A 14,530-nucleotide genomic window follows, 5' to 3' on the forward strand; every position below is an offset into this window, starting at 1 on the left:
CCAACCACCAAGGTGCGATCAGCCATGCCTGGCAAGGTGCGGGGGCTGATGTGCTCGCCATCCCAGACTTGCGTGTCGTAAACTTCGTCGGAGATCAGCCAGAGGTCGTGGTCTTTGCAGACCTGTGCGATGCCGTTGAGCGTATCGCGGCCATAAACCGTGCCTGTGGGGTTGTTGGGGGTGTTGACCAAAAGAGAGGCGGCGCCTTTGGCGGCTTCCTCGGCAATCTCTTCCGGTTTTGGCTTAAACGCATTGGAGGCATGCGTACGGATCGGTACAGGTTCTGCGCCGACACCGCGGATGGTGCCGGGATAGGTGGCATAATAGGGATCGATATAGAGTGCCCGGTCGCCAGGAGAGCAGGTGGCAACATGGGCGGCAAACAATGCGGCTTGACCACCTGGGGTGATCAGGATGTTGTCATAGGTCGTGGGCACACCGGTGCGTTCGGTAAGGCGAGCGGCCACGGCCTCGCGCATCTCCTGGGTGCCGGGCACCATGGCGTATCCGGTGTGACCGCCGCGGGCGGATTGGTCCATTGCGGTGAGGATCACTGGATCGGTGCGAATGTCGTGCTCGCCGATGGTCAATTCGGTCACGTCGACGCCCTCGGAAATCATCCGCCGGGCTTTGTAAAACACGTCCCAGCCGTCTGAACCGCCGCCGGTGATGTTGGTGATGCGCTGCGAAAGCTTCATGTCCCGCACTCCCTCATAGTCGTTTTCCCTCAGGTGGCAGAGGGTGGGAGAACAAGTCAAATTCAATGTTGTGATGCCCGACATTTCCGTTGCGGCGTTTTCGCGAAACCTCTGGAGAAGGATCGAACAAACTCTGGTATCCGGCGTTTGGGTCAGGTGTCCTTTCCCAGATCCGACGGGCTGTCGCCCATCAGGTAGCGGGGGCCAGTTCCACGGGTGCGGGCGCGGTCGTCTGGGTTGTAGAGTTTGCAATTGGACAGGCTGAGACAGCCACAGCCAATACAGCCGTCAAGCTGTTCACGTAGCTTGGTCATTTGCGCAATTCGATCATCGAGCTTTTGGCGAAACGATTCAGAGATGGCCTGCCAGTCAGCTTTGGTTGGCGTGCGGTTTGCGGGAAGGCTGTCTAAAGCTGAGCGAATCTCGGCAATCGAAAACCCCAAGGACTGAGAAATCATCACAAAAGACAGGCGGCGGATGTCAGCCCGTTCATAGCGGCGTTGGCCGGTATCGGTGCGATGTGGATGCACAATACCTTCTTCCTCGTAGTAGCGGATGGCGGAGGGGGCGAGACCAGTGCGCTCAGAGATGAAACCGATGGTCAAACCGGTTGGTCGCAAGCGGAGTTTTGATTTCTGTTTCATTATCTATCTGAATTTAAACAATTAGAAGTTCTTGTGCTTAAGTTAGCTTGAAGAATTAGTCTGAGTCCATCGAGAAATTCTGAGGAAGGACCAGAGCCATGAAACTAGAACATGTAAACCTGACGGTACGGGACACAAAAGCAACTGCAGCGATCCTGTGTGAGCTGTTTGATTGGCAGGTGCGGTGGGAAGGCGAGTCAATTTATGGTGGCCACACCGTGCACGTGGGCGACACCGAGAGCTATCTGGCGCTATATGCGCCACCTAAGGAGATCCAAAACGCGGAAGAAAGCTATTATCGTGCGGGTGGATTGAACCATATCGGCATTGTCGTTGCTGATCTGGATATGGTGGAAACGCGCGTGAAAGCGGCGGGGTTTGTGCCTGGCAACCATGCGGACTACGAGCCGGGAACGCGGTTTTATTTTCAGGGGCCTGACGACGTCGAGTACGAGGTGATCAGCTATGCCTGATGTGCGCAACGTGGGCCCTGTTGGGCTGTTGATTTGGTGCGGCGCCCTTTTGGGCGTCGGCTTCCCTCTGAGTAAAGTGTCGGCGGCGGCGGGTGTTTCGCCGATGGTTTGGGCCTTGCTGGTGTCTATGGGGGCAAGCCTCAGCCTGTTTCCGGTTTTGGCTTTGCAGGGACATCTGAAACTGCCGCGCGGCAAAATGCTGCGCTACGTTGTGATTTCTGGCCTTGTCAGCTTTGCCGGGATCAACCTGCTTATCTTTGGGTTGGTTCCAAAACTGGGCGCAGGGCAGGTGGGCATGATGTTTGCGCTGTCCCCTGTGGCCACACTGGCCTTGTCTGCTGTGTTTGGTCTGAAAGCTCCGTCTCGGTTGGGGCTGTGGGGCATTGGTTTTGGTCTTGTTGGGGCGTTGATGGTGGCGTTTGGGCGCGGCGGGGTTGACGGCACATTGGTGTGGTCGATTGTCGGGCTTTCCATCCCCGTTATTTTGGCTGTGGGTAATGTGTACCGGACGTTGGATTGGCCAGGCGGTGCGCATCCGATGGCTTTGGCGTTCTGGAGTCACGGGATGGCAATTTCGGCCCTGGTGCTTGTGATGTTGCTGCGTGGTGAAGGCATGGCTTTGAGCTCGGTTGCAAATGTACCTTGGGCGGCGGCCGTTCAAGTTGTGGCCGCAGCGCTGACATTCCCTGCGTATTTCAGACTGCAGAAGCTGGGTGGTCCGGTGTTGTTGAGCCAGATTGGGTACGTGGCCGCCGGTGTTGGCTTGGTTGTTGGGGTGGTCTTTCTTGGCGAAAGGTATGGGCCTGTTAGCTGGGTGGGCGTGGCCATCACTGCGATTGGTGTGGCACTCACCATTTTGGCGCAGACCAGCCGGGCATTTAAGCTGCCGGTGAGGTTGCCACTTGGTCGGACCACGCGGGCGCGGATGTGGAGTGGGGATTGTGATGGTGAGGCGCGCGCGCCGAAACAGGCAACACTACTCGCCGCGCGGCGACAGGCTGTTCTGAAGCTTCTTCGTCAGGCCTGATCGCACAATGTCATAAGACACTTCCAGACGGTGGCGCAGCTCTACTGCGTCGCCGTTGCTGCACTCCGTGGTCAATTCAGAGATGTCAGACTTGACCACGGTTCGCCCGCCGCATAGGGTCGCCACCATGAAGACTGCACGCACCATTATTATTTGCTGCATTACCTGCTGACATTGTCAGGCGGGCTGCTCTTCTATTTCAAACATGTTTGAGAATTGGTAAGCCCGCCACGGACCACCCGTGTGCTGAGGAGCCACTTATGACTGAGATCAAGCTGCACAATACGCTGAAACGCCGCAAAGAGGTGTTTGAGCCAATCGACCCGAAAAACGTGCGGATGTATGTCTGTGGACCGACGGTTTATGACCGCGCACATATTGGCAATGCGCGGCCGGTTGTGGTGTTTGATGTGCTTTATCGTTTGCTGCGGGAGGTCTATGGCGCTGATCAGGTGACCTACGTGCGCAACTTCACCGACGTGGATGACAAGATCAACACGCGGGCGGCGGAGAGCGGTCGCAGTATTGGAGAGATCACCGCAGAAACCACGCAGTGGTATCTTGATGACATGGGCGCATTGGGTGCGATGGAGCCCAATCATATGCCGCGCGCGACGCAGTATATTGATGAGATGATCACCATGATCGAGAAGTTGATTGCGGATGGCTATGCCTATGCACACGAGGGTCATGTGCTGTTCCGGGTGCGCAAATACGACAACTACGGCAAGCTGTCTGGCCGGTCGGTGGACGACATGATTGCGGGCGCACGGGTGGAAGTGGCGAGCTACAAAGAAGATCCCATGGATTTTGTGCTGTGGAAGCCGTCTGACGCGGATCAGCCGGGCTGGGACAGCCCGTGGGGACTGGGCCGTCCGGGTTGGCATATTGAGTGTTCTGCGATGGCCGACGAATTGCTTTGGAAGAGGCCTCTGGAAGCTGGCGTTCTGTCGGAAGCGGCCCTGGCTGCGCCCCATGTCATCGACATTCACGGGGGTGGCAATGATTTGATGTTCCCGCACCACGAAAACGAAGTTGCCCAGAGCTGCTGTGCCAACACAAGTTCCAATTTTGCCAACTACTGGCTGCACAATGAGATGCTGCAGGTGGAAGGCAAGAAAATGTCCAAAAGCTTGGGCAATTTTTTCACTGTGCGGGATTTGTTGGAGCAGGGGGTACTTGGGCCTGTAATTCGATTTGTTTTTCTATCCACGCACTACCGTAAACCAATGGATTGGACAGCGAAGAAGACGCGGGAAGCCAAGCAAACTTTGGATCACTTTGTCGGCCTGACAGCGGGGGTAAAACCGGGGAATGTAGATCAGGAAGTCTTGGACGCGCTTGCTGACGATCTCAATACGTCCAAAGCGATTACTCGCTTGCGGAAACTTGCCAAAGAAGGTGAAGCAGCGGCTTTGCGCGCAAGCTGTGAATTTTTAGGCATCGATTTGAGCCTGGTTGACTCTGGTTGGGTGGGCAATGAGAACTCGATTGAGCTTGACTATTGGTGCGATAAATTGAGTGCAGCACGTGACAACGCGATGGAAACCAAAGATTTTTCCGAAGTTGATCGCATCAAGTCGGTGTTGGTGGACGCCGGTGTTGAAGTGCGGATGAGCAAAGCGGGTGTTGAACTGCTGCCAGCCGCTGGTTTTGATGCGTCTAAGTTGGAGGGGCTACTGTGACGTCTTCATATAACACAGGACGTCGACCAGCCGCGGGCGGAAGCAAAGCGCCCGCCCATGGGGGCGGTCGGGCGCTGTCCGTGACGCAAGCGCCACGGACGAAGAAGGAAAGTTGTTGTGACTAAAGAACGCCTCTATCTCTACGACACCACGCTGCGCGATGGGCAGCAGACACAGGGTGTGCAGTTTTCCACCGGTGAAAAGGCGCAGATTGCGGCCACGCTGGACGCCATGGGCATCGACTACATTGAGGGCGGCTGGCCCGGGGCGAACCCGACGGACAGCGAGTTTTTTGACTCCAAGCCCAAGTTGAACGCGACGTTCACCGCTTTTGGCATGACCAAACGCGTGGGCATGTCGGCGGAGAACGATGATGTGTTGGCGGCGGTGATGAACGCGGGCACCGAGGCGGTGTGTCTGGTAGGCAAAACCCATGACTTCCACGTGACCAAGGCATTAGGAATTACGCTGGCGGAGAACACCGAAAACGTAGCCAAATCTGTGGCTTATATGGTGGCGCAGGGACGTGAGGCGTTGTTTGACGCGGAGCATTTCTTTGACGGATACAAAGCCAATCCGGCATACGCGCTGGAGGTGGTGAAAGCGGCCTATGAGGCTGGTGCACGTTGGGTTGTGTTGTGTGACACCAACGGCGGGGCCTTGCCGCGTGAAGTTTGTGAGATCACCAAGGCGGTGATTGCGGCGGGTATTCCGGGTGATCATTTGGGTATTCATACCCACAATGACACGGAGCACGCTGTGGCCAACTCCTTGGCGGCGGTGGATGCGGGGGCGCGGCAGGTTCAGGGGACGCTGAATGGTTTGGGGGAGCGTTGTGGCAATGCCAACCTGACCACGCTGATCCCGACGCTGTTGCTCAAGGAGCCGTATGCGAGCACGCTTGAGATTGGCGTGAGTGTTGAGGCCCTAGAAGGGCTCACGCGCGCTAGCCGGATGTTGGATGACATCTTAAACCGTGTGCCAATGCGGCAGGCAGCCTTTGTGGGCGCGAGTGCTTTTGCGCATAAGGCAGGCTTACATGCCAGTGCGATCCTGAAAGATCCCAGCACCTATGAGCATGTGGATCCGTCCGTGGTGGGCAATGAACGGGTCATTCCGATGTCCAACCAAGCTGGGCAGAGCAACTTGCGGAAGCGCTTGGCGGATGCGGGGCTTGAGGTCGAAAAGGGCAATTCAGCGTTGGGGGACATCCTCAACCGCATCAAAGAGGCCGAGGCCAAAGGCTATTCCTATGACACGGCGCAGGCCAGTTTTGAGCTGTTGGCGCGGGATGCGTTGGGGCTGACAGAGAGTTTCTTTGATGTAGAGCGCTATCGCGTGATTTCCGAGCGTCGCCGCAATGCGCGCGGCCATTTGGTGGTGGAAAGCGAAGCGGTTGTCACGGTGCAGCTGCCCAATGGGCAGAAAACCACCAGCTACTTCAAAAATGATCATGCGGACGAGATGAGCGACGAGGGGCCAGTCAACGCGCTTTGGCAAGCACTAAAGTCAGACTTGGGGCCGTATCAGAACGTGATAGATGACGTGCGACTGGTGGACTTTAAGGTGCGGATCACCAATGGCGGCACTGAAGCGGTCACGCGGGTCATAATAGATTTTGAGGACGATAGTGGCCGACACTGGTCCACAGTTGGTGTGTCGGCCAACATAGTGGACGCCAGTTTTGAAGCGCTGCTTGACGCGCTGAATTGGAAGCTGGTGCATGTTGGGGCAAAGGTTGCGCGTAAGTCCGGAGCCGTTGCGTGACACAGGACGATCTAAACGCCTGTGCCGAGTTGGTGCAACGTGGTGATCCGGATCGCTTTGCTTCGGTGCTGGCGGCAAAGCCGGCGGCGAGGAATGTGCTGTTGCCCATTTACGCCTTCAATGTCGAGGTGGCCCGCGCACCCTGGGTGACGCAGGAGAGCATGATTGCGGAGATGCGTCTGCAATGGTGGCGCGATGCGTTGGACGAAATCCGCGACGGCAAACCCGTGCGGCGGCATGAAGTTGTGTCGCCACTTGCGGAGGTTCTGAGTGCCGATGATGCAGAAGTTCTGGACCGGCTGATCGAGGCGCGGCGTTGGGATATTTACAAAGATCCGTTTGAGGATATGGCCCACCAAACCCGCTATTTACAGGACACCGGCGGCGCACTGCTTTTGGCAGCGGCGCGCAGCTTGGGGACTTGTGAGGAGAGCGTAGCGCTGGATGCGGGCTACGCGTTGGCCCTTGCAAATTGGCTACAGGCTATTCCGGCACTGGAGGCACAAAAGAGGGTGCCGCTGGTGGATGGGCGACCTGAAGCCGTGAGCGCGTTGGCCCAAGATGGCTTGGCGCGGCTCAAACTGGCGAGGACAAAATGTGCATCCGTGTCTTCCGAAGCAGGCCAAGCGTTTTTGAGCTGTTGGCAGGTGGAAACGGTGCTGTCTCAGGCGGCAGCTGAGCCAGAGCGCGTGGCGCAAGGGGCGCTTGGTATGAGTGAGTTTGGCAAGCGGGTTGGCTTGCTGTGGCGAGGCATGAGCGGGCGCTGGTAGGCGCCCGCCAATCCGGTTAGGCCATTTCTTCTTTGGGGCGGAACATCAACCAGATGAGCGCACCACCGGCCAACATCAAGAACGGCGCCATAGCCAGGTTCACGCTGGTCCAACCGGTCACTGCATCACCGCCGGAACAGTTCATCAGACCACCGGAGGCCAGCGAGGCCACGGTCACTCCGCCAAACACAATCACATCGTTCATGCCCTGCATGCGGCCACGCTCCTCAACAGTGTGAGCGCCCGCGAGCATTGTGGTTGCGCCGATGAAACCAAAGTTCCAGCCAAGTCCTAGCAGGATCAGGGCGATAAAGAAGTTCTCAAGTTCCACACCTTGAAGAGCCACGGCGCCAGCCAGGCCGAGGATTAGGATGCCGGTGGCGAGAATCTTCTCGACGCCAAATTTAGCGATCAGATGTCCGGTGAAGAAAGACGGGACAAACATCGCCAACACGTGCGCTGTGACCACATCTGCCGCGTCATTTTGCTCAAAGCCACAGCCCACGACAGCCAGCGGTGTAGAGGTCATGACCAGGTTCATAAGGGCATAGGCCACCATGGCGCAGATCACGGAGACCGCAATGCGTGGGCTGGTGATCAGCTCCCAACGGGTCCGGCCTTTAGGCGCGTCTGCGGACGGCACTGGGGGCTTGGGAATGTCGATGAACAGGAACAACAGGGACCCGATAACGTTGATTGCGATCACCGCGATATAGGCGCCGAGGAAAGGCACCACCATTGAATCAGATGTCACTTTGACCAGTTGTGGGCCTATGATGGCTGAAAGCAAACCGCCAGCCATGACATAGGAAATGGCTTTGGGGCGGAAGGCCTCAGAGGCTGTATCCGCTGCGGCAAAGCGAAAGAAGCCCTGCGCGGACATGTATACACCTGTCAAAAGCGAGCCAAACAAAAAGATGGGGAAGCTGCTGAGGTACAGGCCATAAGCCCCGACAGCGCCGCCCAGGGCACCGCCCACGGTGCCAACAACAAATCCGGTGCGGCGACCGTATTTTTGCATGATCGCAGAGAGTGGTGTGGCGGACAGCATGGAGCCCAGTACGATCAGCGAAATCGGTAAGGTCGCAAAACACACGTTTGACGCCAAGGATTGCCCCGCCAACCCACCAATCGTGAAGATTAGCGGCATTTGAGAGCCCAAAAAGGCCTGTGCCATAACCAAAATAAGCACATTGCGCTTGGCGCGGCTGTCGTCAGCGGGGAGGGTCGCAGTCTCTGTCATGCGCAAGCGTTAGCTTGTTAAGCAGATAAGGTCCAGTGGTTGCACTTCACCAAAGCGCGACTACTGTGTCGCACAGTCAGGGAGGCGCTTGTGGACGTTGGACGGATTATCAAAACCGAGGATTGTGTGGCTGAAGGAGCGGCCTGGTTGGCAGAGCTTGATCCGAGGTTTGCGCGGGCATTGGAGCTCACTGGCCCTTTGCCACTACGCCTTCGCCCGGATGGGTTTGATCAGCTGCTCAGTGCCATCATTAGTCAACAAGTTAGCGTGGCATCGGCAGCTGCGATCTGGAAACGGATGCAGGATGCGGGGCTGGTGTCGCCTGAGGCGATTGTGGCTGCGTCAGAGAATGACTTGCGTGGTGCCGGGTTGAGCCGCCAGAAAATGCGCTATGCGCGGGCTTTGTCGGAAGAAGGCATTGATTTTGAGGCGCTGAGATATGCGCCAAATGACGAGATTTTTGCTACATTGACCAAGGTCAGTGGCATCGGGATCTGGACAGCAGAGATTTACGCGATGTTTTCGCTGGGTCGCGCAGATGTGTTTGCTCCCGGGGATTTGGCGCTACAGGAAAGTGCGAGGATGCTGTTTGGTCTGGAGGGGCGGCCAAAGGAGCGAGCGCTGCGCCAAATGGCTGAGGCCTGGTCGCCATGGCGCTCCGTGGCGGCGCGTTTGTTGTGGGCCTATTACCGTGTCGACAAAGGACGCGAAGGAGTTAGATAATTTGATTGTGGTCCGCACCTGCTACCGACCTGTGTAACGCATTTAAAATACAAAAAGGGCGCCCTGAGGAGCGCCCTTAAGTATTTGATCCAAACCGGATTTAGCAGCTGTAGTACATGCCAAATTCGACAGGGTGCGGGGTGTGCTCGTAGTGCTCAACCTCTTCCATCTTCAGCTCAATGTAGCCGTCGATCTGGTCTTTGGTGAACACGTCGCCTGCCAGCAGGAAGTCGTGATCCGCAGCCAGTGCTTCCATGGCTTCGCGCAGGGAGCCACAGACTGTCGGGATGTCCGCCAGCTCTTCGGCAGGCAGGTCATAGAGGTTTTTGTCCATGGCTTCGCCTGGATCGATCTTGTTTTTGATGCCGTCAAGGCCAGCCATCAGGAGCGCTGCGAAGCACAGGTATGGGTTGGCTGCTGGATCAGGGAAACGAGCTTCCACGCGCTTGGCTTTTGGGCTTTCGGTCCATGGGATACGGACACAGCCGGAGCGGTTGCGTGCAGAGTAGGCGCGCAGAACTGGCGCTTCGAAACCTGGGATCAGACGCTTGTAAGAGTTGGTCGCCGGGTTGGTGAAGGCGTTCAAAGTCTTGGCGTGCTTCAGGATACCGCCGATGAAGTACAGCGCTTCCTGAGACAGGTCTGCGTATTTGTCGCCAGCGAAAAGCGGCTTGCCGTCTTTCCAGATCGACATGTTCACGTGCATGCCGGTGCCGTTGTCGCCGTAGATTGGCTTTGGCATGAAGGTGGCGGATTTGCCGTAAGACGCGGCCACGTTGTGGATCACGTATTTGTACTTCTGCAGCTCATCAGCTTGCTTGGTCAAGCTGTCAAAGATCAGACCCAGCTCGTGCTGACAGGACGCCACTTCGTGGTGGTGCTTGTCAGTTTTCATACCCAGACGCTTCATTGTGGAAAGCATCTCGGACCGCAGGTCATGTGCGTCGTCGGTTGGGTTGGTTGGGAAGTAACCACCTTTGACACCAGGGCGGTGGCCCATGTTGCCCATTTCGTATTCGGTGTCGGAGTTCCAGGAGCCGTCGATCGCATCAACTTCGTAAGATACTTTGTTGATTTTGTTCTCAAAACGCACGTCGTCAAACAGGAAGAATTCAGCTTCTGGGCCCATGTAAGCCACGTCGCCGATGCCGGAAGACTTCAGATACGCTTCAGCTTTCTCAGCTGTGCCGCGTGGGTCACGCTCATAAGCTTCACCAGTGTCCGGCTCAACAATGGAGCAGTGGATGCAGATGGTTTTTTCGGCGTAAAACGGATCGACGTAAGCAGACGAGGTGTCCATCATCAGTTTCATGTCGGAGTTTTCGATGGATTTCCAGCCAGCGATGGAGGATCCGTCAAACATAAAACCTTCTTCGATGAAGTCTTCGTCTACAAGGTCAACGTCCACTGTCACGTGCTGCAATCGGCCACGTGTGTCGGTGAAACGGATGTCCACATATGCGGCATCTTCGTCTTTGATCAGCTGGAGAATTGCGTCTGCGCTCATTCCCTTGGTCCTTCTGATTACTTCAAATTCTGGGTTAATTTACAGCGCGTCCGGGCCGGATTCACCGGTACGGATGCGGATGGCTTGCTCCACTGGGGAGACAAAGATCTTGCCATCGCCGATCTTGTCGGTTTTGGCGGCACCCACGATGGCCTCAATCGCGCCGTCAACCTGATCGGCTTCAAGCACAACTTCGATTTTCACTTTTGGCAGGAAGTCCACAACATATTCCGCGCCACGGTAAAGCTCAGTGTGGCCTTTTTGACGGCCAAAGCCTTTGACCTCGACAACGCTGAGTCCCTGGATACCAAAGTCCTGCAGGGCTTCTTTGACTTCATCAAGTTTGAACGGCTTGATGATGGCTTCGATCTTTTTCATGTGGAGGCTCCTCCTCAGGTGCGTTCTTGAAATCCGACAGACCACTTTCATTGCGGGGTCACAATTGGATAGGGTGACGCAGGGCAGGCTTGCATGGCGGATTTTTGGGGTGTGCCTAATAATTAGGCAAAATGGCGCGAAACTGCGCTGAATTGAATCGCAGGATGTTTCACAAATGAGCGAATTGTTAACTGCGGTCCAAATGCGCGCCATTGAGCAGGCCGCGATTGAGTCGGGCGAGGTCACCGGACTGGAGCTGATGGAGCGGGCCGGGCAGGGAGTGGTGGAAGCCATTTTGGAAGAGTGGCCGGAGTTGGGTGATGAGGGCGAAGACGCTGGGGGCCAGCCCCCAGACCCCCGAGACATTTCCGGAATGAGAAAGCGGGCGGTGGTGCTGTGTGGGCCGGGAAACAATGGCGGCGATGGGTTTGTTGTGGCGCGGTTGCTGCACGGGCGAGGCTGGGATGTCGAGGTGTTTCTGTATGGCAATGCCGAGAAGTTGCCGCCGGATTCGCTGGTGAATTACGAACGGTGGTGTGCGTTGGGGGCGGTTGGCGCGTTTGATCCAACGGTGGAGAAACCCTTAGACTCGTTTCCGGCTCAATTGGGGGGGATTTTGATCGACGCAATTTTTGGAACTGGTCTTTCACGCCCATTTTCGATTTCTGATAGCTTTTCCCTCGGAATCGACAAGTTTTTTGACTCAGGCATGGTCGAAGACGCCAAAATCGTTTGTGTGGATATACCAAGCGGAATGTGCGCGGATTCTGGCAAGCCGATTGGCCGTGCCTTCGCCGGACATCTGACCGTAAGTTTCCACAAGTCAAAACTGGGCGCCTTTCTTGGTGAAGGTCCATGGAGGTGCGAGCGGCTGAAGATGAAGGATATCGGCGTTTCCTACAGTCATGTTTATCGGGCGCAAATTCCACAGTGCGAGCGGGTTTTTGAAACTCATGAACAGTTTCTTCCCCAAAAAACAAACCGGCCCTCTAGGGATAACAAGTTCTCCCACGGCCACGCGCTCATCCTGTCTGGAGGCTCCGGCAAAACCGGCGCGGCGCGGCTGGCGGCGCGGGGGGCTTTGCGCATTGGGGCGGGGCTGGTCACGCTGGGTGTGCCGCCCAATGCACAACAGGAGGTGGCCTGTCAGATCACCGCATTGATGCTGCAGCGGGTGGGGGATGCAAAGGCGCTTGAGGTTATCTTGCAGGATGAACGCATGAACGCACTGTGTTTGGGGCCGGGCATGGGGTTGGAACGGGTGCGAGATCTCGTGCCTGTAGCGCTGGCCTCCAGGCGCCCGTCAGTGTTGGACGCGGATGCATTGAGCGCCTATGCAGGTGATCCAACAGCACTTTTTGATCTATTACATGAGAAGGTTGTGCTGACCCCGCATGGCGGAGAGTTTGCGCGGCTGTTTCCGGACATTGCTGCCAAACTGGCGGAAACGCCGACGAAAGGTCCGGCGTATTCAAAAGTGGACGCCACCCGTGATGCCGCTGCGCGGGCGGGATGTGTGGTCTTGTTCAAGGGACCGGATACGGTGATTGCCTCACCAAATGGGAAATGTGCCGTGAATGCGGCTGTTTATGAGCGCGCTGCACCTTGGCTGGCGACAGCGGGATCTGGGGACGTTTTGGCGGGGTTCATCACCGGGCTGTTGGCACGCGGGTTTGCACCGCAACAGGCGGCGGAGTCGGCAGCGTGGTTACATGTCGAGTGCGCACGGGCGTTTGGGCCGGGATTGATTGCGGAGGATTTGCCGGAGTTGGTGCCGCAGGTGCTTAAAGCATTGGATCAAAACCAGGACTGATTGATGTGGCCTTGCTGGCCTTTCAGTAAAAATTGACCTATTCTGACACCAATAAACAAAAACGCAGGTCGGGCAGGTCTGTATCATGGCGAATTATTCATTTTGGGCGTTGGGGGAATCCCACGTCTCGGTATCTGGTGGCGTGTCGCTGGACGGGATTACACAGGGGGACGGCAGTCATCTTGTGGGACAAACCATCACGCTCAATAGCAATGCTTGGGAACAGATCTCGGTGCGGGATCGCGGCAGTGATACCAACTTTGACGACAATGACGGCAATCAACGGCTGGCAGGGTCGCAGACGTTTGATGGGACCACTTACAGCAACAAGACGCGCATTGAAGCGGAATATGAGTTTGTGCTGCTGGATCCCAGCACAGGGCTGACCTATCGCGTTCTGTCGGTGAATTTCAATAATTCCTCACCGGCATATGGGACCGTTGAAGGTCTGGCATTTGTGGATGAATTCCCGCCGGTTGGCGTGTCTCTCACGGTGATTTCTGCACAAGAGGGGCCAACGGGCGGTTCTGCTGTGGATCAGTCAAATATCGCGGCGCCTCCGTGCTTTACGCCGGGGACGTTGATCCGTGTGCGTGGTGGGCAGGCGCTGGTGGAGGATATTCAAGTTGGTGATCTTGTGAAAACTCTAGATCACGGCTTTCAGCCGGTGCGATGGGTTGGTTGTGTCACGCTGACAGCCAACCAACTTGCAATCAGCCCAAGTTTCCATCCGATTAGAATACAAAAAGGTACTTTTGGGGCAGGGCGGCCAAGGCGCGACCTGACGGTGTCTCCTCAGCATCGGGTTATGCTGGAAGGCTGGCGTGCTGAGCTGATTTGCGGTGAGCCTCAAGTGCTGGCCGCGGCGGTGCATCTTGTGAATGACAGAAGTGTTCGTGTGGTGCGGCCTAAGGGGGCGGTGACCTATGTTCACTTGCAGTTTGACCAACATGAGATTGTGGACAGCGACGGCCTTCTGACGGAAAGCCTTTATGCTGGGCCGCAGGCGTTGCAGGGCTTGCCTCACCAAAGTCGTGCCGAGTTGGAGGCGCTGTTTCCGGAACTCACTCGGGGAGAGGTGGGGACTATGGCTCGCCCCTTGGCGCAGAAACAGGAAGTACAGGCCATTCAGTTGGTTGGATGACAATTGCTGCGCACTAAACGACGTGTTTGGTGAATTGTCTTGTTGGAAAATACATTTCTGCAAACTTTCCGCTCGCATCCTCGAAAAAGCTTTGCTAAGACGCGCCCACAATGCGGGTGTGGCGGAATTGGTAGACGCACCAGATTTAGGTTCTGGCGCCGCGAGGCGTGGGGGTTCAAGTCCCTTCACCCGCACCATTTTCCAATTTATCTCTTCGAAAGACAGCATCGTTTGATGGAGCTTTGTCGCACAAACCGATCCGGCGCAGTGGGCAGGTGCCATCCGTTGGTTTGGAGTGACGTAAGGATGTTGGGTTCAATGCAGTTTGGTTCGATCATTTGACCCAATGTAGCGCCTTGATCACGCAAAATTGGTGAAGAATTCAACTTTTTCCGTAGGTATGGTTGTGCAAGCCTAGTCAGGAATGTGAACCGTGGCTCATGCAGTTTCCTAAGTACACCGGCTTCTTGATTGTAATGCCAACGCTTCCATACCGATGTGCGACGAACTCCTGTCCGGCAACGAGATTAAAAACCAGAGCACATTCGGCTGTCTGCTGAGAGCTGCTAAGATCAGTCGTATCGGCATTTCGCGCTTGAGCTTGTGGGGGCTACAATTGATCAATTTGTCGTTTGTGTCTGCGATCTCTTCACATCCA

General features: G+C 56.3%; 13 protein-coding genes and 1 tRNA gene. 9 read left to right on the forward strand and 5 right to left on the reverse strand.

The annotated features are described in order from the left end of the window. Both QZ517_RS04990 and soxR read right to left on the reverse strand, forming a co-directional pair. The coding region (locus tag QZ517_RS04990; protein ID WP_294223111.1) for an aminotransferase class I/II-fold pyridoxal phosphate-dependent enzyme at nucleotides 1–698 on the reverse strand (698 nt) is incomplete at its 3' end. Between the two features lie 152 nt (nucleotides 699–850). After that, nucleotides 851–1,342 (reverse strand): redox-sensitive transcriptional activator SoxR, encoded by a 492-nt coding sequence (gene soxR, locus QZ517_RS04995; protein ID WP_294223113.1) that lies wholly within the window; start codon nucleotides 1,340–1,342, stop codon nucleotides 851–853. A 98-nt stretch (nucleotides 1,343–1,440) separates the two neighbouring features. Between soxR and QZ517_RS05000 the strand changes: the two genes are divergently transcribed. From QZ517_RS05000 to QZ517_RS05020, 5 genes are all read left to right on the forward strand, one after another. Further along, a complete protein-coding gene (locus tag QZ517_RS05000; RefSeq protein WP_294223116.1) occupies nucleotides 1,441–1,815 on the forward strand; it encodes a VOC family protein in 375 nt (124 codons plus the stop codon). Continuing rightward, entirely contained in the window at nucleotides 1,808–2,842 is a 1,035-nt protein-coding gene (locus tag QZ517_RS05005; RefSeq protein WP_294223118.1) for a DMT family transporter, read from the forward strand. Before QZ517_RS05000 ends, QZ517_RS05005 begins: the two co-directional genes overlap by 8 nt. A gap of 260 nt (nucleotides 2,843–3,102) precedes the next feature. After that, nucleotides 3,103–4,527, forward strand: coding sequence for a cysteine--tRNA ligase (gene cysS, locus QZ517_RS05010; RefSeq protein ID WP_294223121.1), 1,425 nt, complete (start codon nucleotides 3,103–3,105; stop codon nucleotides 4,525–4,527). Between the two features lie 117 nt (nucleotides 4,528–4,644). Next, a complete protein-coding gene (cimA, locus tag QZ517_RS05015) occupies nucleotides 4,645–6,294 on the forward strand; it encodes a citramalate synthase (protein WP_294223124.1) in 1,650 nt (549 codons plus the stop codon). Continuing rightward, complete coding sequence (locus QZ517_RS05020) at nucleotides 6,291–7,064, forward strand: squalene/phytoene synthase family protein (protein ID WP_294223127.1); 774 nt, start codon at nucleotides 6,291–6,293, stop codon at nucleotides 7,062–7,064. Before cimA ends, QZ517_RS05020 begins: the two co-directional genes overlap by 4 nt. Nucleotides 7,065–7,080: 16 nt before the next feature. Here the strand turns inward: QZ517_RS05020 and QZ517_RS05025 are convergent, their stop codons facing one another. Continuing rightward, nucleotides 7,081–8,307, reverse strand: a complete 1,227-nt coding sequence (locus tag QZ517_RS05025) for an MFS transporter (RefSeq protein WP_294223130.1) — start codon at nucleotides 8,305–8,307, stop codon at nucleotides 7,081–7,083. 90 nt (nucleotides 8,308–8,397) lie between these two features. Between QZ517_RS05025 and QZ517_RS05030 the strand changes: the two genes are divergently transcribed. Then, on the forward strand, nucleotides 8,398–9,030 hold the full coding sequence (locus QZ517_RS05030) for a DNA-3-methyladenine glycosylase 2 family protein (protein ID WP_294223132.1): 633 nt from the start codon (nucleotides 8,398–8,400) through the stop codon (nucleotides 9,028–9,030). 100 nt (nucleotides 9,031–9,130) lie between these two features. Here QZ517_RS05030 and glnA read toward each other — a convergent pair whose 3' ends face one another. After that, nucleotides 9,131–10,537, reverse strand: coding sequence for a type I glutamate--ammonia ligase (gene glnA / locus QZ517_RS05035; protein WP_294223133.1), 1,407 nt, complete (start codon nucleotides 10,535–10,537; stop codon nucleotides 9,131–9,133). Nucleotides 10,538–10,576: 39 nt separating this feature from the next. Next, nucleotides 10,577–10,915: a P-II family nitrogen regulator gene (locus tag QZ517_RS05040; protein WP_164642114.1), complete on the reverse strand. Its 339-nt coding sequence runs from the start codon at nucleotides 10,913–10,915 to the stop codon at nucleotides 10,577–10,579. A gap of 175 nt (nucleotides 10,916–11,090) precedes the next feature. Between QZ517_RS05040 and QZ517_RS05045 the strand changes: the two genes are divergently transcribed. From QZ517_RS05045 to QZ517_RS05055, 3 genes are all read left to right on the forward strand, one after another. Next, a complete protein-coding gene (locus tag QZ517_RS05045; RefSeq protein WP_294223135.1) occupies nucleotides 11,091–12,728 on the forward strand; it encodes an NAD(P)H-hydrate dehydratase in 1,638 nt (545 codons plus the stop codon). Between the two features lie 85 nt (nucleotides 12,729–12,813). Next, the gene (locus tag QZ517_RS05050; RefSeq protein WP_294223137.1) at nucleotides 12,814–13,872 is read left to right on the forward strand and encodes a Hint domain-containing protein; all 1,059 of its coding nucleotides are present in this window, start codon (nucleotides 12,814–12,816) and stop codon (nucleotides 13,870–13,872) included. A 112-nt stretch (nucleotides 13,873–13,984) separates the two neighbouring features. Next, nucleotides 13,985–14,069 (forward strand) — tRNA-Leu (locus QZ517_RS05055). The last annotated feature ends 461 nt before the right edge of the window (nucleotides 14,070–14,530 follow it).

The sequence above is a fragment of the uncultured Shimia sp. genome (assembly GCF_913054185.1).
Classification (GTDB): Bacteria; Pseudomonadota; Alphaproteobacteria; order Rhodobacterales; family Rhodobacteraceae; genus Shimia.

Bases quoted from the DNA above. Each gene is read 5' to 3' on its own strand.
- soxR (WP_294223113.1), bottom strand. From the start codon at position 1,342: ATGAAACAGAAATCAAAACTCCGCTTGCGACCAACCGGTTTGACCATC.
- QZ517_RS05000 (WP_294223116.1), top strand. From the start codon at position 1,441: ATGAAACTAGAACATGTAAACCTGACGGTACGGGACACAAAAGCAACT.
- QZ517_RS05005 (WP_294223118.1), top strand. From the start codon at position 1,808: ATGCCTGATGTGCGCAACGTGGGCCCTGTTGGGCTGTTGATTTGGTGC.
- cysS (WP_294223121.1), top strand. From the start codon at position 3,103: ATGACTGAGATCAAGCTGCACAATACGCTGAAACGCCGCAAAGAGGTG.
- QZ517_RS05025 (WP_294223130.1), bottom strand. From the start codon at position 8,307: ATGACAGAGACTGCGACCCTCCCCGCTGACGACAGCCGCGCCAAGCGC.
- glnA (WP_294223133.1), bottom strand. From the start codon at position 10,537: ATGAGCGCAGACGCAATTCTCCAGCTGATCAAAGACGAAGATGCCGCA.
- QZ517_RS05040 (WP_164642114.1), bottom strand. From the start codon at position 10,915: ATGAAAAAGATCGAAGCCATCATCAAGCCGTTCAAACTTGATGAAGTC.
- QZ517_RS05045 (WP_294223135.1), top strand. From the start codon at position 11,091: ATGAGCGAATTGTTAACTGCGGTCCAAATGCGCGCCATTGAGCAGGCC.
- QZ517_RS05050 (WP_294223137.1), top strand. From the start codon at position 12,814: ATGGCGAATTATTCATTTTGGGCGTTGGGGGAATCCCACGTCTCGGTA.